The organism is Rhodococcus sp. FW305-130 (assembly GCF_058788335.1).
In genome coordinates, this window is the sequence record NZ_JBYTAP010000016.1 from 23,100 (window position 1) to 47,864 (window position 24,765).

Sequence of the window (24,765 nt, forward strand, 5' to 3'; positions counted from 1 at the left end):
CCTATTCCGCGATGACAGCGTGCGGGTAGTCCGCCGAACGGTGCTGGAAACGCGTAATGGCGGGATTCACGATGACGCCGTCACGGATTTCGATGGCGCGGTCGACGGTCTCGTCTGCCTTCCAGGCCGTCTCTCCTGCCATCACAGTGGGCAGGTAGGGAAGAAGTGATTCGCTGATCTCCCACGACGCGGAGTTCCACAGGTACGACGGGCTGTGATCGACGCCGTAGTAAGTGATGTTGTCGCCGACGATGAAGGTCGGATCCGCGAACGAGGTGGGACGAGCCCAGCTGAACCCCATGCCTTCGTCGCACGAGACGTCGACGATGAGGCTTCCGGGTTGGAAGTCCATGAGATCTTCCTCGGTCAGGAACGTCAGCGGGGCATCCGTGTTCTGCAGTACGCAGTTGACGACGATGTCGTGCTCGGCCAGGAAGCCCGGTACCGGCACGCTGTGGTTGTCGAGCATGACATGGCTGCCGCGGACGTCGCCGTTGTTGTTGTCGAACGAGACCATTCGCGCCGAGTGGATGGGGGAGCTGACGGCGGTGACGCCGCGCTGAGTCAGTACGTCCACTTCGTGGATACCGTGCGCCTTGAGTGCAGTGACAGCGCCGCGTGCAGTGGCACCGAAACCGATCACGGCAGCAGTGAGACGGCGGCCGTAGTCTCCGGTGGAACCGATCAACTGCAGGGCGTGCAGTACCGAGCAATAGCCGGCCAACTCGTTGTTCTTGTGGAACACGTGCAGATTGAACGATCCGTCGCTGTGCCAGAAGTTCATCGCTTCGAAGGCGATGAGAGTCAGTTTCTTGTCGATCGCGATCTGTGTCAGCTCGGTGTCCTGGACACAGTGCGGCCAGCCCCAGAGAACCTGACCCGACCGTAGTTCGGCGAGGTCACGCACCAACGGCTTCGGTAGCAGAACCACATCGGTTTCCGCCAAAATCTGCTTGCGCGTGCGGATTCCGGCCACCAGACGCGAGAGGTAGTCGTCGGAGTAGCCGAAGGGGTGGCCGTAACCCTCTTCGAGGTAGATCCGAGAACGTAGTTCGGCATCGATGCGATCGAAATGCGCGGGATGGATCGGCAACCGGCGTTCTGCCGGTTTGCTCGACTGTCCGATGACTCCAAGGGTGCGTGCGTTGTTCAATTGTGTATCTCTCGATAGGAGCAGGTAGAGATGTCAGGCAGGCGCCTGAGGGACTAGCAGAAGCCGCAGGAACGCTGGCAGATTGCCTCGGCCAGGATCGCGTGAAGGCGTGCCGGCTGCGCTGCTGTCGATCGCCGACGGCAACAGAAAGGCGCGCCGGTATGTGTTCAGTCTAGTCCTGAACGGTCCTCGCCCGGCGGCCGGGCGAGGTGCGGTGCTGCTCCGACGTAGGGCTACTACTCGCGCAGGCGTGAATCCAGCACGGCCAGTTGAATTTTGCTGGCATCCGTGTGTACTTGACGACCTTTGTCGGTGACGTCGATGAAGACTCCGCGCCGGTCAGCCTCGCACAGTGCTCGCTGAACCAGTCCGGCCTTCTCGAGGCGGGCGACGCTGCGGGAGAGCGCACTGGGACTCAGGTACATCTCCGAAGCCAGATCCTGCATCCGTGGACGCTCACACGAGGTGTCCATGAGTCGGTCGAGGGCCTCGAAGTCGCTCATACTCAGGCCGTGCGCCGACTGCATCTGGCGATCGAGTTCGCACGCGATGTCGTTGTAGCTGGTCGACAACGAGCGCCAGGTGTTGCGCAATTCCGATTCCGACGTCACGACCGCATTCTAGTTGAAGACTCGATTACGTGCAATTGCATTAAATGCTTGTGCATTAAGTGCATGTGCATCTATTCTCGCTGACGTGACTTGCACAGACTCGACACTCAAACCATTCGATTCGCCGGAATCCCCGGGTTCTACGGAATCCACGGATCCGGCCACAGGAGAGGGCTGGTCCCTCAAGCTGTGGGGCATCCTCGCGGTGCTCTGCCTCGTGTTGTTCCTCGACGGTCTCGATGTGTCGATGGTGGGCGTCGCTCTACCGTCCATCGGCAACGAACTGGGCCTGTCCACTACTTCGCTGCAGTGGATCATCAACGGCTACGTCCTCGGATTCGGCGGCTTGTTGCTACTCGGTGGACGTACCGCCGATCTTCTCGGGCGCAGGAAGGTCTTCCTGATCGCGCTGACCGTGTTCGCAATCGCTTCGCTGGTCGGTGGCCTTGTCGACAACGGAACACTGCTGATCGCATCACGATTCGTGAAGGGACTGGCGGCGGCCTTCACTGCGCCGACTGCAATGTCCATTCTCACCACGACGTTCAAAGAGGGTCCGGCCCGTAACCGTGCGCTTTCGGTGTTCTCCGTGTTCGGCGCCAGTGGTTACTCGTCGGGCCTGATCCTGGGTGGGCTGTTGACCAGTGCCGGTTGGCGATTCACGTTCCTGATGCCGGTTCCGTTTGCCGTCATCGCGCTGATCGGTGGGTACTTCCTCATTCCGCGGGACCGTCCCGCGGATGCCGGGGGACACGACCTCGTCGGCGCCGTCACCCTGGTGACGGGAATGCTTCTGACGGTGTACACGATGGTTTCGGCTCCGACCCGTGGGTGGGCACACCCGATGACGCTGGGTTCGTTCGCCGTCGCTGCCGTGCTTCTGGCGACGTTCTTCTTCGTGGAGAAGAAGGTGGCGCATCCGCTTGTGCGACTTGGGCTTCTGCGCGTCGGCACCATCGTTCGTGCGAATCTGGCCATCATCGCGCTCTTCGGTTCCTACCTGAGCTTCCAGTTCATGATGACGATCTTCCTGCAGTCGGCCCTCGGCTGGTCGCCCCTGAAGATGGCGATGGCACTGCTCCCCGCGGGCATCATCGTCGCCTTCGGATCGCCGTTCGTCGGACGGCTGGTCGACTTGTACGGCAGTGCCAAGCTCATCATCGCGGCACTGACCTCGCTCAGCGTCGGGTACCTCTGGTTCCTCTTCGCGGGCAGCGATTCACCGTCGTACGTCGTGGCGATTCTGCCGAGCGTCATCCTGCTCGGACTCGGATTCGCGTTGGGCTACACCTCGATCATGGCCCAGGCCACCTCGGGTGTCGACGACTCGGAGCAGGGTTTGGCGTCCGGGCTGGTGAACACGTCCGCTCAGGTCGGTGCGGCGCTCGTACTCGCTCTCACTACCGCCCTCGTGACCGCCGGATCGCACACCGCATCCGGTGCCGGTACCGCCGGATTCGAACAGTTCCATCCCGGACTGATCCTGGTTACCGGAGTCGCGCTGGTGGGCTTGGCGATCACCGTCTCGCCGCTGGTACGTGGCAGGTCGCTGCGGGGAAGATCCGTGCGTGAAAGGCGCGCTGAGGAAGAAAAGGAACTGGCCGAGGTCAACTGAATACTTGCTTCATCCGCGAATGCGCTCGGCCGCGCAGGAGACAATCCTGCGCGGCCGAGTTGCTGTGTCTGAACTATCGGGTGGCAGATTTCGGGGCTGCGTCTTTCGGGGCTGCGTCTTTCAGGGCTGCGTCGAAACTCGTCGACGTAGCTTGCGAACCGAGAATCAAGGCAAGGCGCACCAACATGGCTTCGCGGTCGGACGGATCAGCCTGGTCGAGTGCGTTCGACAGTGCCAACCAGACGTGCTCGCGGTGGCCCTCGTCGTCGATCACCGCAGTTGTCGCCGACTGTGCCGTATCGAAGTGCGTCGGCGCAGTGCCGGCGGTGAGGTGCTTGGCCACGTCGTTCAATTGCGTGGGATCGCTGATGCGGCAGAGCGCCAATCCGTCGGGCCGAATCACGAAGATCTCGCCGACACGAGCACCGAGGGCAGATGCGAGATTGCCTTCGGCATCGGGAATCGTGGAGTCGTTAGTTCCCGCGGTGATCACCCGTACGGTTTCCGGTGCAAGGGCCTGAGCGAGAATCTCGGCTTGCGTGTCGAGTTCGAATACCAGCTCAGCTGACAGTCCGAAAGCCAGCAGGCCGAATCCAGTACCGCGCAGACTGTTCAAGGAGGTTTTCGAACCGTCCGCCGAGACCTGGACGACTCTGTCTTCCAGCGGATCCCCGGGCAGTACGCCCTCGGTGCCCGCAGCTGTGGGCCACGTCAGCGGCGAGAGACGGGCGTGCGTTGCACTCGACTGGCGCGGGTTGATGAGGTGCGCGAATTCGCTTCGCTTGGTGGCGAGTTCGAGTACGGCGTCGCGGGTGGTCCGGTATCCATGACTGCCGGGCGACATGATGAGCGTCGACTTGCCTGCATTGTCGACGTTCTGCTGCCACGCGCTACGACGTTCCTTCGAATACGCGTCGAGGATGGCGGTATCGGCAGCTCCGTTGATGACGGCCGCCAGTTGCCACACCAGGGTCTCGGCATCTTCCATGCCAGAGTTGAGGCCACGAACACCGAAGATCGGAACGAGATGCGCGGCGTCGCCGGCAAAGAGCACACGGCCGTGAGTGAAATCTTCGAGGGCGAGTGCATGGGCGCGGTAGAAGCCGAACCATTCCAGGGTCCAGGGGATGTCGCTCTCGAGCCATTCGAGGTGACGCGTGATGCGGTCACGGATGCGATCTTCTTGCGTCTCCGCCTCCGGATCGTCCGACGCGTCGAGCTGGTAGTCGATGCGCCAGATGTCCCGTGGTTGGCGGTGCATGATGATCGTGGAGCCCGGGTTGCTGGGTGCGTCGAACCACACCAGACGCTCGGCCGGGAGTTCCGATTCCCAATGAATGTCGGCAATGACGTAGTTGCCCTCGTAGCTGTTGCCCTGCAAGCGGATTCCGCTGAGTTCGCGCATCTTGCTGCGTCCACCGTCGGCAGCCACGACCCACGCCGCACGCAGTTCGCGGGTTCCGAACGCGGTGTCGACGGTCAGAGTTACCTCGTCGTCACCGCCGGAGGTGCCGGCGATCGACGACGACCAGTGGAAGTTCACCAGTGGGTGGGCGAGCAATTTGTCGGTCATGATCTGTTCGAACTCGGATTGCGAGACGTTGACCATGGGTCCGCGCGCGTCGTGCTCGGCGGATGCCATCCGGAACTGCAGTACTTCCTGATCGCGGTAGTAACTCCGACCACCCACCCACGGCAGAACGATGTCGTCGAGCTCGGCACCGAAACCAAGGCGTTCGGCAACTTCGAGGCTGTGCCGTGACACGCAGATCGCGCGACTGCCGAACGAGACCTGATCGGCCGCTTCGAGAATCGTGACGGCAATGCCGCGCTGCGCCAAGCCCATGGCTACGCCCATGCCGACTGGGCCGGCTCCGACGATCACGACGGGAAGTGCGTCGGCCGAAGGCGCCAGGGAAGCGAAGTCCTCGGGGGCGTACTTCTTCGGATGAAAGTAGGTCGACATGGTCACGAGGCTTTCTGTGCGGCAGTGTTTTTCGGGATCAGTTGAGGTTCCGGGAGTAGCAGGATGGAAACCAAGCTGATCACGGCAATGATCACGAAGTAGACGGTGATGGCGAACGAGGTGTCGAAGGCGGCGTAGAGCGCGGTGGCGATCATCGGGGCCAGACCGCCGCCGAGGATTGCGCCGATCTGGTAGCCGAGTGACGCTCCGCTGTAGCGGATGTGTGCGGGGAACAATTCGGCGAACAGCGCCGCTTGTGGGCCGGCGCAGCAGCCGAGCGTGAAGCCGAGGGCGATCATCGATACGAGCATCACCGGGACGATCGCCGTGTCGATCAGCGGAAAGAACACCGCTGCCGCCACTACCAGGGCGATCGAACTGCGGATGTAGACGGTTCGGCGTCCGAGAGTGTCCGACTTGTGAGCGCTGAAAGCCATTCCCGCCATCCAGAACGGGCAGGATGCGATGAGGAGGAAGAGCATCGTGGTCTTGCTGAAGCCGAGTTCGGTCTCGCCGTATTTGAGCACGTAAACCATGTACGCGTACGCAATTCCGTTGGTGGCGATGAAGGTTCCACCGGCGAGGAGCACTGTCTTCCAGTGTCTGGTGAGAACCTCGAGAATCGGCATGGACTCCGCCGGTGCTTCGGACTTCGAAGCGGTGAACTCGTCACTTTCCTCGAGGCCGAGACGGATCCACATCGCAACGCCCACAAGAACTGCGCTGAGCAGGAACGGGATTCGCCATCCCCAGGAGTTGAATGCATCGTCGTCCATGAAGGCGGCGAGGGGGAGATAGACGAGATTGGCCACCAGTACGCCTGCGGGAACACCGATTTGTGGTGCGCTGCCGTACAGCCCCTTCTTGCCCTCCGGTGCGTTTTCGGTTGCGACCAGAACTGCGCCGCCCCACTCGCCGCCGACACCGAGTCCCTGAACGAATCGCAAGGTCACCAGGAGTATGGGGGCGAAGACGCCGATGGCGGCGTAGTTGGGTAGCAGGCCGATGGCAACGGTGGCGCAGCCCATCAGCATCAACGAGGTGACCAACATGGATTTGCGTCCGATGCGGTCGCCGAAGTGGCCCATCACGATTCCGCCGATGGGACGCGCGACGAATCCGACGGCGAGGGTGGCGAAGGCGGCCAGGGTGCCGGCCAGATCGGACGTGCCGGGGAAGAACTGCTTGCCGAGCACGAGCGCGGCGGCGGTGCCGTAGATGAAGAAGTCGTACCACTCGATGGCGGTGCCGACAAAGCTGCCGAGGGCGGCCTTGCGCGCCTTGACCGTCGCGGCGGTGCGCGTAGCGGTCGGTGAGGCGATGGAGGTCATGAAGTGCCTTTCGAGATGAATGTGGCTTGAAGAAACAATGACGTGCGCCACAACAATTGAAAAGCGAAAGAATTGGAGGTTCTTGCACGGAAAATGCGTGGAACTAGCTCCGCTGCCTGGTAGTGGGACTATTGGGCAGGTTCCGAGGGTGAAACGAATTCTATGAAAGCGCGTGCCACGCGGCTGAGGCGAGTGTTCTGGTGCCACGCGAGAACTACGTGCACCGACGGCACGACAGGGGAAGCGATGGTCTTGACGACTACCTCGAGCCCCTCGTACGTGACGTCCATCTTGGGGCGCTGGAGTAACAGCGTCCAGCCGAGTCCGCGGCCGACAAATGCCCGCGCCGTCTCGAAGTTCGCGGTTCTGTATGCAACCTTCGGGATGAATCCGCCTGCGCGGCAGACGTCGAGCGCGTGTTTGGTGCTCGGCGGCGCGTCGAGGAGAACCATCGGGTGTTCCGCGAGGTCCGGAAGATGGATCGGTCGCTCGGACCGCGCGAGTGGGTGTTCTGCACCCAGGACGATCAAGGGTTCGCGGATGGCCAACGGAACTGTGCGCAATTGTGGAGACAGGTCCAGGTCGTAAGCGATCGCGAGGTCCAACTCGCCGTTCTCGAGATGTGTCTGGAGCCGATTCTGAGTGTCCTCGCGGAACTCCACCTGCGCGTCGGGATTCTCACGGGTGAACCCGGCGATCATCGACGGCAATACCGTCGGCCCCAGAGCAGGATAGCAACCGATCGCGATGGGCCCCGACACGCTTCCGCCGGTTCCGAGCGCATCGGATTCGAGCTCCCCGGCTTGCTGAAGTAGCGCCCGGGCGCGCACCAGAACGGATTCACCGGTGCGGGTCAGTTGAATGCCGAATGAGCGACGGCGAACGCACAGTTGAACTTTGAGCGCGCGTTCGAGTTCGGTGAGCGACGCGGACAGGGCGGAGGGGGAGAGGTGCAAGCGCTCGGCCGCGGCGCTGATCGTCCCGGTCTCGGCTACCGCGACAAACGCAGCCAGCTGACGCATCGTGTACGTGGGAGCAGGATCGATGCGAGGCATGAGATCGACAGTAGTCGGATAGATTGCCCTGAATATTTTGGTGCGGCACCGTGGAGAAGTCGACGATCAATCGCTGACCTGCGTCTTCGTGGTGCCCCCGGCAGGATTCGAACCTGCGACCTTTCGCTCCGGAGGCGAACGCTCTATCCCCTGAGCTACGGGGGCGCACCGAACTTTCGGTGTGCCGATTGGGCTGCGTTAGCGTAGCGCATCACGGGGGGCCAAGACCAAACCGGCACCCGTCTCGGCATGGCGTCGTCGCGGGAGGCAGTCGAGGATGCGGCCGGGGACCATGGTCGTCGAATCATCTGTACCGACTGACTCGGATGCTTTTTACGCCTAGGCTCGGCTCTGAGCACAGGCTCGGGCGGACTGCTCGGGCACCCTCGTGAGGTACGGGAGTCGTTGATGACCGATCACCACTATTCCGAAGACCAGCTCGCGCTCGACCTGAAGTGGTGGGCAGCGGCCAACTACCTGACCGTTGCGCAGATCTATCTGAAAGACAACACGCTTCTGCGGGAACCGTTGCGAGCCGAGCACATCAAGCCTCGACTGCTCGGACACTGGGGGACCAGCCCTGGCCTGTCGATGATCTACACGCTCCTCAATCGGCACATCGTCGCCACTGATGCTGACTGGCTGTACGTCACGGGCCCGGGGCACGGCGGCCCGGCGCTGGTCGCGTCGACGTATCTCGAGGGAACGTATTCGGAGATCTATCCGGAAGTCTCGGACGACGCCGAGGGTATCCACCGGATGTGTCGGCGATTCTCGGCTCCCGGCGGAGTGCCCAGCCATGTGAGTGTGCAGACACCCGGAAGCATCCACGAAGGCGGCGAGCTCGGCTACGCCCTTGCACATGCGGCCGGCGCTGCCTTCGATCATCCGAACCTCGTGGTGGCCTGTGTGATCGGCGACGGCGAAGCGGAGACCGGGCCGTTGTCCGGCTCGTGGAAGCTCCCGGCGTTCCTCAATCCACGACGCGACGGCGCGGTGTTGCCGATCCTGCACGTGAACGGCGCCAAGATCGCGGGCCCGACCGTGTACGGGCGCAGCAGCGACGAGGACATTCAGGCCTACCTCGGCGGCCAGGGGTGGGCGCCGATCGTCGTCTCCGGTGACGACCCCGACGTCGTGTTTCCTCAGTTGTATCAAGCGATCTCGCAGGCACACGAGAAGATCCGCGAGATGCAGGGTGCCGCACGCCGCGGCGACGAGTGGACGGGTTCGTGGCCGGCAATAGTCTTGCGGACGCCGAAAGGATGGACCGGTCCGCACACCGTCGACGGAATCTTGGTCGAGGGCACACATCGTGCGCACCAGGTGCCGTTGTCCGGCGTGCGAACCAACGAATCGCATCTGCGGCAACTCGAAGAGTGGATGCGGTCGTACCGTCCGGACGAGTTGTTCGACGCCAACGGATCACTGGCCGCGGAACTGGCGGCGCTCTCGCCGGCGGGGGACAAACGCATGGGGAGCACTCCCTACGCGAACGGTGGGCGACTTCGCGTCGATCTCCCGATGCCGCCGCTCGAAAAGTACGCGCTTCCCATCCAATCCCCGGGTTCGACCTTCCACGAGACGACACGAGTTCTCGGCGAGCTTCTGCGCGACATCTACGCCGCCACGGAAACCGAGGACAGCGGCGGGATCTTCCGACTCTTCTGTCCGGACGAGACGTCGAGCAATCGCCTCGGCGCCGTGTTCGAGACAACCGACCGCTGCTGGCAACTGCCGATCACCGACTACGACGACGGGCTGTCCGCGGACGGTCGTGTCATGGAGGTCCTCAGCGAGCACCTTTGCGAAGGTTGGCTCGAGGGCTATCTGTTGTCCGGTCGACACGGGATGTTCGCGAGCTACGAAGCATTTGCGATGGTGAGCGTGTCGATGCTCATCCAGCACGCCAAGTGGCTCCAACATGCCGTCGACCTGCCGTGGCGGGCGTCCGTCGCTTCGCTCAACGTGCTGTTGACCAGTACGTGCTGGCGCAACGATCACAACGGATTCAGTCATCAGGGCCCCGGCATGATCGACGCCGTTATTCCCTTGGCCCCCAGTGTGATCCGCGTGTGGCTACCGCCGGACTCCAACACCTTGCTCTCGATCTCGGACCACTGCCTGCGTAGTACCGACCACGTCAACCTGGTAGTCGTGGACAAGCAACCGCATCTGCAGTACCTCACGCTCGAGCAGGCGCACGAGCACTGCGCGGCGGGAGCTTCGGTGTGGGAATGGGCCGGAACCGAAGCTCGCGGACAGGAACCGGACGTGGTCCTGGCCGCCGCGGGAGATGTGCCGACGCAGGAGATCCTGGCTGCTGCACAGTTGCTGCGCGATCACACACCCGAACTGATCACCCGCGTCGTCAACGTCGTCGATCTGATGGCCCTGCTGACCCCCACCGAGCATCCACACGGATTCGGGGAGAGGGTCTTCCTCGATCTGTTCACCGCGCAGACCGACGTCGTGTTCGCATTCCACGGATACTCGCGTGCGGTGCACGAACTGATTCACGGGCGTCCGAGTCCCGAACGCTTCCACGTTCGCGGATTCAGTGAACAGGGAACAACCACAACACCGTTCGACATGGTTGTCCTCAACAAGATGAGCCGCTACCACCTGGTGATCGAGGCGCTACGACGCTCCAAGCGTCGGCCGGCCGGGGCGTCCGAGTTGGCGGAGTTCTGCCGCACACAGCTCGAAAAGCACTCGCGTTACATCGTCGAGCACCTCGAAGACATGCCGGAGGTAGAAAACTGGACCTGGTCCTGAAATTCAGGACCAGGCCCAGTTGGGTCTGAGTTCTCAGTTCAGTTCATGGGCAGCGGCGCTGCGCCGCGAGCTGCCAACATGTCGGTCATCAGCTTGGACTCGCTCTGCTGCGTGTTGACCATGGTCTGTGCCAGGCTGCGCACCGGACCCTCGGTGGCGTCGGCAGCTGCGTACTCCATCATCGGAAGCCCACCTTCGTGGTGACGAAGCATCAACTGCAGGAACAAGGTGTCGAGTTGCAGGCCTTCCGCCGCGCGGAGAGCCGCGAGGTCCTCGGGGGACGCCATGCCGGGCATGGTGTCGACCGGGCCGGAATGAGCCATGTCCATCGTGGCCGAAGTCCCGTGCGATCCGTGGCCGGAGCCCGAATCCGACGACATCCACTCCATGTACGGGCCCACCTTGGACAGCGGCTGATCCCACATGGTCAGCCACGCCTGCATTTGACCGAGCTGGTTCTGCTGCGTGGTCAAGATGTCGAACGCCAGCGTGCGCACATCGTTGTCCGTGGACTTCGTCAGGGCGATGGACGCCATGTCGACGGCCTGGCTGTGGTGCACGCTCATGTCCTGAGCGAAGCCCACGTCCACCGAATCCGAGGCCGGAACGGTCAGTGACGACTTCGCATCGGGTCCGAGGAGGTTGGTCAGTGCGCCGAGGGCAAAACCGACGGCGATCGCGCCGATCAGACCGATGATCAGCAGTGCGGTGCGCTGACTCGGCTTCGAAGGCTGATCGGTGGTCTCTGAACTATTCACCGGACTATCCACCGGCGGGAATCTGCTCGTCGGTGGCCGGGGTAGCGCCCGTGCCGTCCATCTGGATGGCGTCGGCGCCCGGAGGCGTCGGATCGAACGGCGACGTCGACGGGGTGAACAGCGGGTTGGTGCAGCTCGCTCCGACCTCGGGGTAGACGTTCGGGTTCTGGTTCAACGCGGTGATGAACTGATCGATGCGATCGTCGTCGGCCTTGTCGATCTCGAGGCGATGGCCCCACGACTGCAGAGAAATGGGGCTGCTCTGGCCGGGGAACGGCGACATCAGCATGTAGGACTTGCCGTTGACGCGTCCGGCGAGGCTGTCGATCTGGTCCTGGTCGACGAGATCGGGGTTGTACGTGATCCAGATGGCGCCGTGCTCGAGCGAGTGGACGGCGTTCTCGGTGCGAATCGGGTCGGCGTACACGGTTCCGGTGCAGTTCGCCCAGGTGGCGTCGTGCGGGCCACCGAACGGCGGGGTCTGGTCGTACGCCACGCGCTGAGTGGAATCGACGTGCTGGCCGGCCGGGTACTCGATCTTGAGGACGCCGTCGATCTTGTCGGACGGATCCTTGTTCTCGGAGCTGTACTTGTACGGCTCGAGGGCCTGCCGCTCCTCGACCTTGGGCCACAGATTGATACCGAGCACGGCGATGAGTGCGAGCACAGCCACACCGGCGCCGATCGACAGCCAGGGGATCTGGCGGGGAGCGGGGACGCCGCCCTTGCCCTTCTTGGCCGGCCGACTGTTCTTGTTGGCGGCCTTGATGGCCTTGGCTGATTTGGCCCCGGAGTTCTTGTTGGGACCGCGACTATCGGAACCGCTTGGCATCGATTGGGCTCTTTCGGTGTGTGGGCTTGAGGTGTGGCGCGCCCGCGCATGAAGGTACGCGGTGGTAGCTCGGGCATTACCACTGTACTTTCCGAGTCTGAGGGCAAACTTTGAGAGTGGCGTGCGACACGCCACAGCGGCCCCGCGCACGTTCACGGAGAGCGAGGCGTGAGGCGAGTCTCCACTTCCGGTGTGCAGGCAATAGGATGAATACCTGTGACTCCAGCTGACCTTGCCGAACTGCTCCGCGGAACCGCAGCGAGCGTCCTTGCCGATCGTGGCCTCGACGTATCCGTGCTGCCCGAAACCCTTACCGTCGAGCGACCACGCAACCCCGAGCACGGCGATTACGCCACCAACATTGCCATGCAGGTAGCCAAGAAGGTCGGCACTAATCCCCGCGAGCTGGCGGGCTGGATCGCCGAAGCCCTCACCGCTGCCGACGGAATCGAATCCGCCGAGATCGCCGGACCCGGCTTCCTCAACATTCGGTTGGACAAGGACGCCCAGGGCGCGATCGTCGTGTCGGTTCTCGAAGCCGGTGCGTCGTACGGCTCGGGTGACTCTCTCGCCGGCAAGAAGATCAACCTCGAATGCGTCTCGGCCAACCCCACCGGACCGATTCACCTCGGTGGAACCCGTTGGGCTGCAGTCGGAGACGCGCTCGGACGCATTCTGTCCGCGCAGGGTGGATTGGTCACACGTGAGTACTACTTCAACGATCACGGTGCCCAGATCGACCGCTTCTCGCGTTCACTGATCGCTGCAGCGAAGGGTGAACCTGCTCCGGAAGACGGTTACGCCGGTGCATACATCGCCGACATCGCCGCCTCGGTTCTGAAGCAGCGTCCCGACGTCATGGAGCTGCCCGCCGACGAGCAGCAGGAAACCTTCCGCGCCATCGGCGTCGAATTGATGTTCACGCACATCAAGCAGACCCTCCACGACTTCGGCGTCGACTTCGACGTCTACTTCCACGAGAACTCGCTCTTCGAATCCGGTGCGGTCGAGAAGGCCGTCGAATCCCTCAAGGGTTCGGGCAACCTCTTCCACGAAGACGGTGCGTGGTGGCTCAAGAGCACCGACTACGGCGACGACAAGGACCGCGTCGTCATCAAGAGCGACGGCAACGCCGCCTACATCGCCGGTGACATCGCCTACTTCCAGAACAAGCGCGCCCGCGGGTTCGACCTCTGCATCTACATGCTCGGTGCCGACCATCACGGATACATCGGCCGTCTCAAGGCTGCCGCGGCCGCATTCGGCGACGATCCGGACACCGTCGAGGTGCTGATCGGCCAGATGGTCAACCTCGTCAAGGACGGCACTGCCGTCAAGATGAGCAAGCGCGCAGGCACCGTCATCACCCTCGACGACCTGGTCGAGGCAATCGGCGTCGACGCCTCGCGTTACGTCATGATCCGCTCGTCGGTCGACTCGAGCATCGACATCGATCTCGACCTGTGGACCAAGACCAGCAGCGAGAACCCCGTCTACTACGTCCAGTACGCGCATGCACGCCTCTCGGCGATCGCTCGCAACGCCGCGGACCTCGGTCTGTCCGCCGACGCGAGCAACCTCGCCCTGCTCACCGTCGAGCAGGAGGGTGACCTCATCCGCACGATCGGCGAGTACTCACGCGTCGTGTCGAGCGCGGCGAATCTGCGTGAGCCGCACCGTATTGCCCGCTACCTCGAAGAACTCGCGGGTGCGTACCACCGCTTCTACGGCGCGTGCCGCATCCTTCCGCAAGGCGACGAAGACGCCACCGACGTGCACCGCGCGCGTCTGGCTCTCTGCGCCGCCACCCGACAGGTCCTGGCCAACGGCCTCGAACTGCTCGGCGTCACCGCACCGGAGCAAATGTGAACGCGCACCCCGCCGGCCCCAAGCATGCCGAGCAGTTGCAGGCCCCCGGCTTGCCCGACCGTCCTGCCAGCCCCGAAGCCTTCGGTGAACTCTCACCGCAGGTGTGGCCGCGCAACGCTTCTCGCGGCGACGACGGTGAAGTGACCCTCGCGGGTGTCAAGGTCGGTGAACTTGCCGAGAAGTACGGCACCCCGCTGTTCGTCATCGACGAGGACGACTTCCGCTCGCGTTGCCGCGACATGGCCCGCGCCTTCGGCCCGGATGCCAAGGTGCACTACGCATCCAAGGCATTCCTCTGTGGCGAGATCGCACGCTGGGTCGCCGACGAAGGCCTCTCGCTCGACGTCTGCTCCGGCGGCGAACTGGCGATCGCGTTGCACGCGGACTTCCCGGCCGAGCGAATTGCCATGCACGGCAACAACAAGTCAGTCGCCGAACTGGCCGCCGGTGTCGCCGCGGGCGTCGGACACGTCGTGCTCGACTCGGCGATCGAGATCGACCGACTCGATCGTGTCGCCGGTGAGGCCGGTGTCGTTCAGGACGTGTTGATCCGCCTGACCGTCGGCGTCGAAGCGCATACCCACGAATTCATCTCCACCGCACACGAGGACCAGAAGTTCGGTTTCTCGCTGGCCGGGGGAGCCGCGATCGACGCGGTCCGTCGCGTCTTCGCTGCCGACAACTTGCGACTGGTCGGCCTGCACAGCCACATCGGTTCGCAGATCTTCGACGTCGACGGTTTCGAGGTGGCAGCGCACCGCGTGATCGGTTTACTCCGCGACGTCGTCACCGAGTTCGGAGTCGAGAAGACCAAGCAGATTTCGATCATCGACCTCGGCGGCGGCATGGGGATCTCGTACATCCCCTCCGACGACCCGCCGCCCGTCGACGAACTGGCAGCAAAGCTCGGCCACATCGTGCGCAACGAGTCCGCACTGGCCGGATTGCCGGAGCCGACGCTTGCCGTCGAACCCGGCCGCGCCATCGCCGGACCTGGCACGGTGACGCTCTACGAGGTCGGCACCATCAAGGACGTCACGGTGGGTAGCTCGCTGACACGCCGCTACATCAGCGTCGACGGCGGGATGAGCGACAACATCCGCACGTCCCTCTACGGTGCGGAGTACGAAGCCAAGTTGGTTTCGCGAACTTCCGAGGCTGATCCCGTCGTTGCACGTATCGTCGGTAAGCACTGCGAGTCCGGTGACGTGGTCATTCGGGACACCTGGATGCCCGAGGACGTCGGGCCCGGTGATTTACTAGCGGTAGCAGCGACCGGTGCATACTGCTATTCGATGTCGAGCAGGTACAACCTGCTCACCCGCCCAGCCGTGGTGGCGGTGCGTGACGGAGTCTCACGCGTGATTCTGCGGAGGGAAACAGTGGAAGATCTGCTCAGCTTGGAGGTATCGCAGTGACGAGCGAATCGGCGCATCGCGCTATCGGTGTGGCCGTTCTCGGCCTCGGCAACGTCGGGAGCGAGGTCGTCCGGATCATTCGTGAGCAGGCCGAGGAACTCGAAGCTCGCGTCGGCGCCCCATTGGAACTGCGGGGAGTTGCCGTCCGTCGTATCGGTTCGGACCGCGGAATTCCCGAGGAACTGCAGACGACGGACGCCGAGTCCCTGGTCGGTCGTGACGACGTCGACATCGTGGTCGAGGTGATCGGTGGAATCGAGCTCCCTCGCAAGCTGATTCTCTCTTCCCTCAACTCCGGTAAGTCGGTCGTGACCGCCAACAAGGCGCTGCTCGCGGACCACACCGGTGAATTGGCGGAGGCTGCAGAGGCCAACTCTGTCGACCTGTACTTCGAGGCCGCTGTTGCCGGTGCGATCCCCGTGATCCGCCCGCTCACACAGTCGTTGGCCGGAGACCGTGTCAACAAGGTCGCCGGAATCGTGAACGGCACCACCAACTTCATCCTCTCCGCGATGGACGAGACCGGCGCCGACTACGAGGAGACCCTCGCCGAAGCCGGACGCCTCGGATACGCGGAAGCCGACCCGACCGCGGACGTCGAAGGCTACGACGCCGCGGCGAAGGCTGCGATCCTCGCGTCGATCGCGTTCCACACCCGCGTCACTGCCGCGGACGTGTACCGCGAAGGAATCTCCACGATCACCTCCGCCGACCTGGCGTCGGCGAAGGCACTCGACTGCACGATCAAGTTGCTCTCGATCTGCGAGCGCATCGTCACGCCCAAGGGCAAGGAGCGGATTTCCGCTCGCGTGTACCCGGCGCTGGTTCCGCTCAGCCATCCGCTGGCCTCGGTCAACGGCGCGTTCAACGCCGTTGTCGTGGAAGCAGAGAACGCCGGCCGGCTCATGTTCTACGGCCAGGGGGCTGGCGGCGCCCCCACCGCTTCCGCGGTGATGGGTGACCTGGTGATGGCGGCGCGCAACAAGGTTCACGGCGGCCGCGGCCCCCGCGAGTCCAAGTACGCCAAGCTCAAGGTCGCCCCGATGGGCGACATCCTCACGCGCTACTACGTGAACATGGAGGTCGCGGACAAGGAAGGTGTGCTGTCCGCAGTCGCCGCCGAGTTCGCCAAGCACGGCGTGAGCATCTCCGTCGTCCGCCAGGAGGGCGCCGGCGCCGGCGCGCGTCTGGTGGTCGTCACTCATGTAGCAACCGACGCGGCTCTCTCCGAGACCGTGGCGGCCCTCAACGAACTCGAATTCGTCACCGCTGTGACCAGCGTGCTGCGACTGGAAGGCACTGAACAATGACCGGCATCGTCAACCCCGTCCACAAGGCATGGCCGGGTCTCATCGAGGCATACCGGGACCGTCTCGCGATCGGTGACAATTGGAAGACCGTCACCCTGCGCGAAGGCGGCACCCCGCTCCTGCCGGCCGGCCACCTCTCCGAGATCACCGGCTGCGACGTCTACCTCAAGGTCGAGGGTCTCAACCCCACCGGTTCCTTCAAGGACCGCGGTATGACGATGGCCGTCACAGACGCCTTGGCCCGTGGCCAGCGCGCAGTTCTGTGCGCGTCCACCGGCAACACCTCCGCCTCGGCCGCTGCGTATGCAGCCAAGGCAGGCATGACCTGCGCCGTACTCATCCCGCAGGGCAAGATCGCCATGGGCAAGCTTGCACAGGCAGTCATGCACGGCGCCAAGATCATTCAGGTCCAGGGCAACTTCGACGACTGCCTCGAGCTGGCACGCAAGACCACGGCGGAATTCCCCACCATCGGTCTCGTCAACTCCGTCAACCCGGTGCGCATCGAGGGTCAGAAGACCGCGGCATTCGAGATCATGGACGTGCTCGGCAAGGCTCCCGACGTGCACGCTCTCCCGGTCGGAAACGCAGGAAACATCACCGCGTACTGGCGCGGATACTCCGAGTACTACGCGGACGGTCTGACCACGGTCAAGCCCCGCATGCTCGGCGTCCAGGCAGCCGGTGCGGCTCCGCTGGTCAACGGCGCACCCGTCAAGGACCCCGAAACCATCGCTACTGCAATCCGAATCGGTTCCCCCGCTTCCTGGAACGGCGCTGTCGCCGCGAAGGAAGAGTCGAACGGTGCATTCCGTGCCGCCACCGACGAGAAGATCCTCGAGGCTTACCGTCTGATCGCCGCCACCGAGGGCGTCTTCGTCGAACCGGCGTCGGCAGCCAGTGTCGCCGGCCTGCTCGCCGCACGCGCAGAGGGCTGGCTCGAGCCGGGCCTGACCGTCGTGTGCACGGTGACCGGTAACGGTCTCAAGGATCCTGACACGGCTTTGAAGGGTATGCCGAACGTCGAGCCGATCGGTGTCGATCCCGTTGCCGTCGCGGCTGCCCTCGAGCTTGCATAGTGTCCGTGGATTCATCGACCACTCCGCGGAATCCGGTGTCTGACATGACTATAACCCTGCCTATCGGCCTTTCGGTGACTGCTCGCGTCCCGGCCTCGAGTGCAAACTTGGGGCCGGGGTTCGACACCCTCGGTCTGGCGTTGGGGTTGTACGACGAAATCGTGGTCACCACAACGGATTCGGGGTTGCAGATTCGCGTCGAAGGCGAAGGTGCTGCCGACGTGCCTTGGGGTCCTTCGCATCTCGTGGTTCGCGCCATCGAGCGTGGCCTCGAAGCTGCGGGAGTGTGGGCAAGTGGCCTGGACGTGTTGTGCCGCAACGCGATCCCGCATTCGCGCGGGTTGGGTTCCTCGGCTTCCGCGGCCGTCGGTGGACTGGCAGCAGCCAACGGTCTAGCACGCGCGCTCGATGCCGAGATCGGTTTGACGCAAGAGCAGTTGGTTCAACTCTCGTCCGAGTTCGAAGGTCACCCGGACAATGCGTCCGCCAGTGTTCTCGGTGGCGCAGTCGTCTCGTGGAGTTGCCCGCCGGCCGTCGAAGGAGACGAGCCGATCTACTCCGCGGCGAAACTCGACGTGCATCCCGACATCCGTGCCGTGGCACTGGTTCCCGAGGAGCGCTCGTCCACCGCGCACACCCGCGGGCTTCTGCCCGAATTGGTTCCGCACCAGGATGCCTCGTTCAACGCGAGCCGCAGCGCGCTGGCCGTCGTTGCGCTCACTGCTCGGCCCGATCTGTTGATGGCAGCCACCGAGGATCGCCTGCATCAGGCACAGCGCGCACCCGCACTTCCGCTCACGACGCGATGGATCGGGATCCTGCGCGAGGCGGGCATTGCTGCGACCGTTTCGGGAGCAGGCCCCACCGTGTTGGCGCTCAGCACAGAACCTTTCCCCGTCGAGCTCGCCGAAGCGGCGCGGGCAGACGGACTACGTGTGCTCGAATTGGACATCGCCGACGGCGTCGAAGTATCCACGACGACTGTCTGATTACTGCCTTGGTCCTGGTGATCGCCCACTACCGATCGGTAGTGAACTGACACACCCAGTCGTCCAAATTCTTGCCGGACTCAGGTTTGGACGCTATCCTGGGCTATGTCCGTACATCGTGCGCGTCAGTCGCCGGTGCATCACCAGGGGGCAAAACTCCTTCCCAATCGGGGTCCACAGTCCTTGGCATGATTCTCGCAGGCATGATCCTCACGCTTGTACCTTCTCCGAAGGTTTGAATCCTCCGCGGATCGAACACTCAGAGGTTCCATATCTCTGGGGTTCAACACACGGGGGAGTGAATCGTCGACGAAGGCGCGTTGGGCAGGTTTGCGAGCGCATGAAAAGTTTGAGGCGAGAGTTTCCGACAATCATGTGACGGCGGACAAGCCGGCAGTTCTGGACAGCAACCACGTACGGCACCACCGAGTTCGGTATTCAATCGAACTGCGGGACGAACCCTCGACTTTGCGCAGTGCGAGTGAGGGAAGGAAAGGACCTCCGTGACCGATACGGACCTCATCGCCACTTCTGCACCCGCCGGGTCGGAATCAGGCGACAATTCTCAGGCGTCATCTTCAGCATCGAACGGTGCGGTGGCGACCTCCACGAAGCGTGCCGAGACGCGCCGTGGTGCCGGACTCTCCGGCATGGTGCTCACCGAACTCCGCACTCTTGCGGGTGAACTGGGCATCAAAGGCACTTCCGGCATGCGCAAGGGCGACCTGATCGCAGCCATCAAGGAGCGCCAGGGCGGCAGCGCAAAGGCTGCACCCGCACAGAGCGAACTCACTCTCGACGACGCACCCGTTGCGCGCACTCGTGCCAAGAGCGCCCGCGCCGCACGCACCGAAACCCCCGCAGCCGAAACGGCTCCCGCGGCAGAATCCGCTCCTGCCGAGGCAGCGCCTGCGCGTACCGAATCCGCCGAGGATTCCGATCAGAGCGCACCCCGTCGTGGACGTCAGCGTCGCGGCGCCGCTCGTCGTGCAGGTTCACCCGACCAGGGTGAACTGAGCATCGAGCAGGACACTCCTTCGGCAAAGTCCGACGCGGACACCTCGAAGGCTGTCGATACCTCTAAGGTCACCGAGACCGCCAAGGCTGAGGCTCCGGTCGAGCGTCCTGCGCGCACCGAGGGCAAGTCCGACGCTGATCAGGCTCCCGCCGAGCAGGGCAACGAGCGTCCCCGCCGCGAGCGCAACCGGGACAATCAGGGCCAGCGAGATAACCAGGGCCAGCGCGAGAACCAGGGCAACCGGGGTAACCAGGATCGCCAGGATCGCCAGGACCGTCAGGATCGCGGCAATCAGAACAACGCCGGCCAGAACAACGCCGGTCCGCGTACGGACAACCGCAACAACGGACCGGACGACGACGAAGAGGGTGGACGCGGACGCCGCGGACGCCGTTTCCGCGAGCGCCGTGGCCGTGGTCGCGACCGCGGTGAGGGTGGCGCACCCAACGATTCGCGTGAGACCGAAATCCGCGAGGACGACGTCCTTCAGCCGGTCGCCGGCATCCTCGACGTGCTCGACAATTACGCCTTCGTGCGTACGTCCGGGTACCTCGCCGGTCCCAACGACGTCTACGTCTCCATGAACCTGATCCGCAAGAACGGCCTTCGCCGTGGCGACGCCATCACCGGTGCCGTCCGCGTCTCGCGTGACGGTGAGCAGGGCAGCCAGCGTCAGAAGTTCAACCCGCTGGTCCGCATCGACACGGTCAACGGCGGCGACGTCGAGGCCGCGAAGAAGCGCCCCGAGTTCAACAAGCTCACGCCGCTGTACCCGAACCAGCGTCTGCGCCTCGAGACCGAGCAGCACATTCTCACCACGCGTGTCATCGACCTGGTGATGCCCATCGGTAAGGGCCAGCGCGCCCTCATCGTGAGCCCGCCCAAGGCCGGTAAGACCAGCGTGTTGCAGGCGATCGCGAATGCCGTCGCCACCAACAATCCTGAGTGCTACCTGATGGTCATCCTCGTGGACGAGCGTCCCGAGGAAGTGACCGACATGCAGCGCAGCGTGAAGGGTGAGGTCATTTCCTCCACCTTCGACCGCCCGCCGGGAGATCACACCGCAGTTGCCGAGCTGGCAATCGAGCGTGCGAAGCGCCTGGTCGAGATGGGTAAGGACGTCGTCGTACTGCTCGACTCCATCACGCGTCTGGGTCGTGCGTACAACAACTCCTCGCCTGCGTCCGGACGCATCCTCTCCGGTGGTGTCGACTCGACGGCGCTCTACCCGCCGAAGCGTTTCCTCGGCGCTGCCCGCAACATCGAGAACGGCGGATCGCTCACCATCATCGCCACCGCGATGGTCGAGACCGGATCCACCGGCGACACCGTGATCTTCGAAGAGTTCAAGGGCACCGGCAACGCCGAGCTCAAGCTCGATCGCAAGATCGCCGAACGCCGCGTGTTCCCGGCCGTGGACGTCAACCCGTCCAGCACGCGTAAGGACGAGCTGCTCCTGAGCCCGGACGAAGCTGCGGTGCTGCACAAGCTCCGACGCGTCCTGTCCGGTCTGGACTCGCATCAGGCCATCGATCTGCTGATCGATCGACTGAAGAAGAGCAAGAACAACCTCGAGTTCCTGATGCAGGTCTCCAAGACCGCACCGGGTGCGATCGACGACTGATCGACTCGACGTCAAAAGGCCCACAACCAGCTGGTTGTGGGCCTTTTGCGTGGGCGGAACAAAACCGAGGGGCAGTGCGTTGACAACTTCGTACAGCCACCCCGAGGCGTGCGAGACGCGGATTATCTGGTGAGGTACCGCATCTGGCATACTGAACGGCCGAGTCCGGTTCCGGTTCACGATGTCGATTGGCGACGTCGACCCGGCGACCATTGAAAGGGACACCATGAAGGCAGGAATCCACCCAACCTACGTAGCGACCACCGTCGTCTGCGGTTGCGGTAACACGTTCGAGACCCACAGCACCAAGGAGTCCGGACGCATCAACGTCGAGGTTTGCTCGCAGTGCCACCCGTTCTACACGGGCAAGCAGAAGATTCTCGACACCGGTGGACGCGTCGCTCGCTTCGAGGCTCGCTACGGCAAGCGCGCAGACAGCAAGGTCCCGGCCACCGAGTCCTAGCTGTTCCGCCGACGCCCGATCTGCCATGCGCAGATCGGGCGTCGGCTTTTTTGTGCCTGCACTCGGTTTGCGCGTTTCCCGGGTCCCGGCGTCGAAATACCTTCAAGCGCGCACCGTAGGAATCGAAACTCAGAGCGGAGCGAACCATGGCAGGCGCAACCCAGCCCTCGGCCATCGACGACATCTTGGCGGAGCACGCCGGTCTCGAAGCGCAGATGTCCGATCCGGCGCTGCACAACGACCCTGCCGCTGCCAGGCGCGTCGGTAAGAGGTTCTCCGAGCTCTCGCCGATCATGTCGACGTACAACAAGCTCACGGCTGCGCAGGACGATCTGGAAGCTGCGCGCGAACTCGCCGCCGACGATTCCAGCTTCGCCGCCGAGATCCCCGATCTCGAAGCCGAGGTCGCGCAGCTCGAGCAGACGCTGACCGATCAGTTGGCGCCGCGTGATCCGCATGACGGCGACGACATCGTCCTCGAAGTGAAGTCCGGTGAGGGCGGCGAAGAATCCGCGCTCTTCGCCTCGGACCTGGCCCGCATGTACGTCCGCTACGCGGAACGGCACGGCTGGCGCGTCGAGATCCTCGACGCGACGGTCTCCGATCTCGGCGGATACAAGGAAGCCACGCTGTCGATCAAGAGCAAGTCAGATACCCCGGACGGAGTGTGGGCGAGGCTCAAGTTCGAGGGCGGGGTTCACCGCGTCCAGCGAGTGCCCGTCACCGAATCCCAGGGACGCGTTCACACTTCGGCCGCCGGCGTTCTGGTCTACCCGGAGCCCGAAGAGGTCGAGCAGGTCCAGATCGACGAGAGTGACCTGCGTATCGACGTCTACCGTTCGTCCGGCAAGGGCGGTCAGGGCGTCAACACCACCGACTCCGCGGTTCGAATCACGCACCTTCCGACCGGCATCGTCGTCACCTGCCAGAACGAGCGCTCGCAGCTCCAGAACAAGGCGCGTGCCATGCAGGTGCTTGCAGCCCGTTTGCAGGTAGTCGCCGAGGAAGCCGCGGACGCAGAAGCGTCGGCAGGTCGCCAGAGTCAGGTTCGGACGGTGGACCGTTCGGAGCGCATCCGCACCTACAACTTCCCCGAGAACCGCATCACCGATCACCGCATCGGATTCAAGTCGCACAACCTCGACGCAGTGCTCGACGGTGAGCTCGACGCACTTCTCGACGCATTGGGCAAGGCGGACCGAGAGGCGCGTCTCGCGGCCGAGTAGATGCAGACCATGACTGACCTCCGTCCCGCCGGGAACTCGGTGAACCGCGTGTCGGTCGAGCGTGGCAGGCTGTACCCGTGAGTCGACTTCCACTTCGTTTGGCGCTGATCGAAGCTGCAAAACAGCTCGACGCCGCAGGTGTGCCCAGCCCACGCACCGACGCCGAGTTGTTGGCATCCCACCTGCTCGGCGTCGAACGCACGCGTCTCGGGCTGATTCCGTTGGTCGATCCCGAGGTCATCGCGGCGTTCGACGAGTTGGTGGCGCAACGCGTGAAGCGGATTCCGTTGCAGCACATCATCGGAGTCGCATCGATGGGCAACATCGACGTCGCTGTCGGTCCGGGTGTCTTCATTCCGCGGCCCGAAACCGAATTGCTCATGGGTTGGGCGCTCTCGTTCCTCGAAGGTTGCGGAAGCAAGCCGCCGGTAGTTCTGGACCTGTGCACGGGATCGGGTGTACTCGCGCTGTCCATCGCCGAGGCCCGTCCAGACGCCGTCGTTCACGCCGTGGAGAAAGAGCCCGCCGCGTTGGCGTGGGCGCGTCGTAATGCTGCCGACCGCGAGGCCGCCGGTGATACACCGATCCATCTGCATCAGGGCGATGTCACCGATCGGAACCTGTTGCCAGGGCTCGAGGGCGGCGTCGATCTGGTCGTGTCCAATCCGCCGTACATCCCCGAAGGCGCGCAATTGCAGCCTGAGGTCATGGATTACGACCCGCACACCGCGTTGTTCGGTGGCGCCGACGGTCTGTCCGTCATCAAACCCATGATCAGCAACATCGCGCGGTGGCTTCGAATCGGCGGCGCGGCAGGCATCGAGCACGACGACACCAACGGCGACGGCGTCGCTGCGCTGTTCTCGGCGCGCCGGGTGTTCGGCGACGTTGCGCAGCATCCCGATCTTGCCGGTCGTCCGCGTTTCGTCGTCGCCAGACGTGTCGCCACCGACGTCGAAGCGCAGCGGAATCGAACGCCCGAAGTGCAGAGTGAAAGGATGGCTGAGTGAGCACCGTGTACGACTGCAGTCAGACAGATTCCCGAACCGCAGGCTTGGCCGCCGCGAAGAACGCGCTCAAGGCCGGCCGACTCGTAGTTCTCCCTACCGACACCCTTTACGGACTCGCCGCGGACGCGTTCGACAGCGAAGCTGTCACGAGTCTGTTGCGTGCCAAGGGACGCGGGCGAGACATGCCCGTCCCGGTACTGGTCGGATCGTGGAACACCATCGACGGGCTCGTCTACAGCGTGCGCCCCCAGGCCCGGGATCTGATCCGCGCGTTCTGGCCCGGCGGACTGAGCTTGGTCGTCGAGCAGGCGCCTTCACTTGCCTGGGACCTCGGTGATACCCGCGGAACCGTCATGCTCCGCATGCCCCTGCACCCGGTTGCCCTCGAACTGTTGCGCGATGTCGGACCGCTTGCCGTCTCGAGCGCCAACATTTCGGGGCGTCCGCCGGCAACTACCGTCGAGGAAGCCCGAGATCAGCTCGGCGGATCTGCCAGCGTGTACCTCGACGGAGGCAAGGCCGAACACGCCGTTGCTTCCACGATCGTCGACCTGACCGGCAATTCACCGCGTATCTTGCGAGTGGGTGCCGTCTCGGCAGAATCCATCGCCGAGGTATTGGGCACCAGTCCGGAAAGCCTCGTAGAGGGAGTTTCGTAAC

At 63.7% G+C, this 24,765-nt stretch carries 19 protein-coding genes and 1 tRNA gene; 12 read left to right on the forward strand and 8 right to left on the reverse strand.

Annotated elements, in window-relative coordinates; genetic code table 11:
• Window position 1 precedes the first annotated feature (1 nt).
• Both AC3WQS_RS30840 and AC3WQS_RS30845 read right to left on the reverse strand, forming a co-directional pair.
• Window positions 2–1,153, reverse strand: coding sequence for a N(5)-(carboxyethyl)ornithine synthase (locus tag AC3WQS_RS30840; protein ID WP_019749192.1), 1,152 nt, complete (start codon window positions 1,151–1,153; stop codon window positions 2–4).
• 236 nt (window positions 1,154–1,389) lie between these two features.
• Window positions 1,390–1,764 (reverse strand): MarR family winged helix-turn-helix transcriptional regulator, encoded by a 375-nt coding sequence (locus AC3WQS_RS30845; protein ID WP_133729323.1) that lies wholly within the window; start codon window positions 1,762–1,764, stop codon window positions 1,390–1,392.
• 85 nt (window positions 1,765–1,849) lie between these two features.
• On the opposite strand from AC3WQS_RS30845, the gene AC3WQS_RS30850 reads away from it, so the two are divergent.
• Window positions 1,850–3,379 (forward strand): MFS transporter, encoded by a 1,530-nt coding sequence (locus AC3WQS_RS30850; protein WP_020908302.1) that lies wholly within the window; start codon window positions 1,850–1,852, stop codon window positions 3,377–3,379.
• A 73-nt stretch (window positions 3,380–3,452) separates the two neighbouring features.
• Here the strand turns inward: AC3WQS_RS30850 and AC3WQS_RS30855 are convergent, their stop codons facing one another.
• The 4 genes from AC3WQS_RS30855 to AC3WQS_RS30870 form a co-directional block, all read right to left on the reverse strand.
• Complete coding sequence (locus AC3WQS_RS30855) at window positions 3,453–5,345, reverse strand: FAD-dependent monooxygenase (protein WP_492712869.1); 1,893 nt, start codon at window positions 5,343–5,345, stop codon at window positions 3,453–3,455.
• Between the two features lie 2 nt (window positions 5,346–5,347).
• Entirely contained in the window at window positions 5,348–6,676 is a 1,329-nt protein-coding gene (locus AC3WQS_RS30860; protein WP_355335497.1) for an MFS transporter, read from the reverse strand.
• Window positions 6,677–6,804: 128 nt separating this feature from the next.
• Complete coding sequence (locus AC3WQS_RS30865; protein ID WP_020908299.1) at window positions 6,805–7,731, reverse strand: LysR substrate-binding domain-containing protein; 927 nt, start codon at window positions 7,729–7,731, stop codon at window positions 6,805–6,807.
• Window positions 7,732–7,820: 89 nt separating this feature from the next.
• A tRNA-Arg gene (locus tag AC3WQS_RS30870) sits at window positions 7,821–7,896 on the reverse strand.
• Between the two features lie 243 nt (window positions 7,897–8,139).
• On the opposite strand from AC3WQS_RS30870, the gene AC3WQS_RS30875 reads away from it, so the two are divergent.
• Entirely contained in the window at window positions 8,140–10,509 is a 2,370-nt protein-coding gene (locus AC3WQS_RS30875; protein ID WP_264613040.1) for a phosphoketolase family protein, read from the forward strand.
• Window positions 10,510–10,547: 38 nt separating this feature from the next.
• Here the strand turns inward: AC3WQS_RS30875 and AC3WQS_RS30880 are convergent, their stop codons facing one another.
• Together AC3WQS_RS30880 and AC3WQS_RS30885 are read right to left on the reverse strand one after the other, a co-directional pair.
• Complete coding sequence (locus AC3WQS_RS30880; protein WP_020908298.1) at window positions 10,548–11,267, reverse strand: DUF305 domain-containing protein; 720 nt, start codon at window positions 11,265–11,267, stop codon at window positions 10,548–10,550.
• Between the two features lie 4 nt (window positions 11,268–11,271).
• On the reverse strand, window positions 11,272–12,099 hold the full coding sequence (locus AC3WQS_RS30885; protein WP_021334274.1) for a thioredoxin-like domain-containing protein: 828 nt from the start codon (window positions 12,097–12,099) through the stop codon (window positions 11,272–11,274).
• 216 nt (window positions 12,100–12,315) lie between these two features.
• Here AC3WQS_RS30885 and argS point away from each other — a divergent pair, with 216 nt between their 5' ends.
• The 10 genes from argS (at window position 12,316) to AC3WQS_RS30935 (ending at window position 24,764) form a co-directional block, all read left to right on the forward strand.
• On the forward strand, window positions 12,316–13,968 hold the full coding sequence (argS, locus tag AC3WQS_RS30890) for an arginine--tRNA ligase (protein ID WP_492712865.1): 1,653 nt from the start codon (window positions 12,316–12,318) through the stop codon (window positions 13,966–13,968).
• Window positions 13,965–15,386: a diaminopimelate decarboxylase gene (gene lysA / locus AC3WQS_RS30895; protein ID WP_019749182.1), complete on the forward strand. Its 1,422-nt coding sequence runs from the start codon at window positions 13,965–13,967 to the stop codon at window positions 15,384–15,386. Before argS ends, lysA begins: the two co-directional genes overlap by 4 nt.
• Window positions 15,383–16,696, forward strand: a complete 1,314-nt coding sequence (locus AC3WQS_RS30900) for a homoserine dehydrogenase (RefSeq protein ID WP_007726192.1) — start codon at window positions 15,383–15,385, stop codon at window positions 16,694–16,696. The genes lysA and AC3WQS_RS30900 overlap by 4 nt, the downstream gene beginning before the upstream one ends.
• A complete protein-coding gene (gene thrC / locus AC3WQS_RS30905) occupies window positions 16,693–17,775 on the forward strand; it encodes a threonine synthase (RefSeq protein WP_003941280.1) in 1,083 nt (360 codons plus the stop codon). The genes AC3WQS_RS30900 and thrC overlap by 4 nt, the downstream gene beginning before the upstream one ends.
• A gap of 44 nt (window positions 17,776–17,819) precedes the next feature.
• Entirely contained in the window at window positions 17,820–18,764 is a 945-nt protein-coding gene (gene thrB, locus AC3WQS_RS30910; RefSeq protein ID WP_042952312.1) for a homoserine kinase, read from the forward strand.
• A gap of 503 nt (window positions 18,765–19,267) precedes the next feature.
• Window positions 19,268–21,406: a transcription termination factor Rho gene (gene rho / locus AC3WQS_RS30915; RefSeq protein ID WP_047889191.1), complete on the forward strand. Its 2,139-nt coding sequence runs from the start codon at window positions 19,268–19,270 to the stop codon at window positions 21,404–21,406.
• 226 nt (window positions 21,407–21,632) lie between these two features.
• Window positions 21,633–21,869: a 50S ribosomal protein L31 gene (gene rpmE / locus AC3WQS_RS30920; RefSeq protein WP_003941310.1), complete on the forward strand. Its 237-nt coding sequence runs from the start codon at window positions 21,633–21,635 to the stop codon at window positions 21,867–21,869.
• A gap of 146 nt (window positions 21,870–22,015) precedes the next feature.
• Window positions 22,016–23,095 (forward strand): peptide chain release factor 1, encoded by a 1,080-nt coding sequence (gene prfA, locus AC3WQS_RS30925; protein WP_003941341.1) that lies wholly within the window; start codon window positions 22,016–22,018, stop codon window positions 23,093–23,095.
• Window positions 23,096–23,172: 77 nt separating this feature from the next.
• The gene (gene prmC / locus AC3WQS_RS30930) at window positions 23,173–24,105 is read left to right on the forward strand and encodes a peptide chain release factor N(5)-glutamine methyltransferase (RefSeq protein ID WP_019749178.1); all 933 of its coding nucleotides are present in this window, start codon (window positions 23,173–23,175) and stop codon (window positions 24,103–24,105) included.
• Window positions 24,102–24,764 (forward strand): L-threonylcarbamoyladenylate synthase, encoded by a 663-nt coding sequence (locus tag AC3WQS_RS30935; protein WP_003941345.1) that lies wholly within the window; start codon window positions 24,102–24,104, stop codon window positions 24,762–24,764. The genes prmC and AC3WQS_RS30935 overlap by 4 nt, the downstream gene beginning before the upstream one ends.
• Window position 24,765: the final 1 nt, after the last annotated feature.

Excerpts from the sequence above, each read along its gene's own strand:
- AC3WQS_RS30855 (WP_492712869.1), bottom strand. The coding sequence starts at position 5,345 with ATGTCGACCTACTTTCATCCGAAGAAGTACGCCCCCGAGGACTTCGCT.
- AC3WQS_RS30860 (WP_355335497.1), bottom strand. The coding sequence starts at position 6,676 with ATGACCTCCATCGCCTCACCGACCGCTACGCGCACCGCCGCGACGGTC.
- AC3WQS_RS30865 (WP_020908299.1), bottom strand. The coding sequence starts at position 7,731 with ATGCCTCGCATCGATCCTGCTCCCACGTACACGATGCGTCAGCTGGCT.
- AC3WQS_RS30875 (WP_264613040.1), top strand. The coding sequence starts at position 8,140 with ATGACCGATCACCACTATTCCGAAGACCAGCTCGCGCTCGACCTGAAG.
- AC3WQS_RS30885 (WP_021334274.1), bottom strand. The coding sequence starts at position 12,099 with ATGCCAAGCGGTTCCGATAGTCGCGGTCCCAACAAGAACTCCGGGGCC.
- thrC (WP_003941280.1), top strand. The coding sequence starts at position 16,693 with ATGACCGGCATCGTCAACCCCGTCCACAAGGCATGGCCGGGTCTCATC.
- thrB (WP_042952312.1), top strand. The coding sequence starts at position 17,820 with ATGACTATAACCCTGCCTATCGGCCTTTCGGTGACTGCTCGCGTCCCG.
- rpmE (WP_003941310.1), top strand. The coding sequence starts at position 21,633 with ATGAAGGCAGGAATCCACCCAACCTACGTAGCGACCACCGTCGTCTGC.
- prfA (WP_003941341.1), top strand. The coding sequence starts at position 22,016 with ATGGCAGGCGCAACCCAGCCCTCGGCCATCGACGACATCTTGGCGGAG.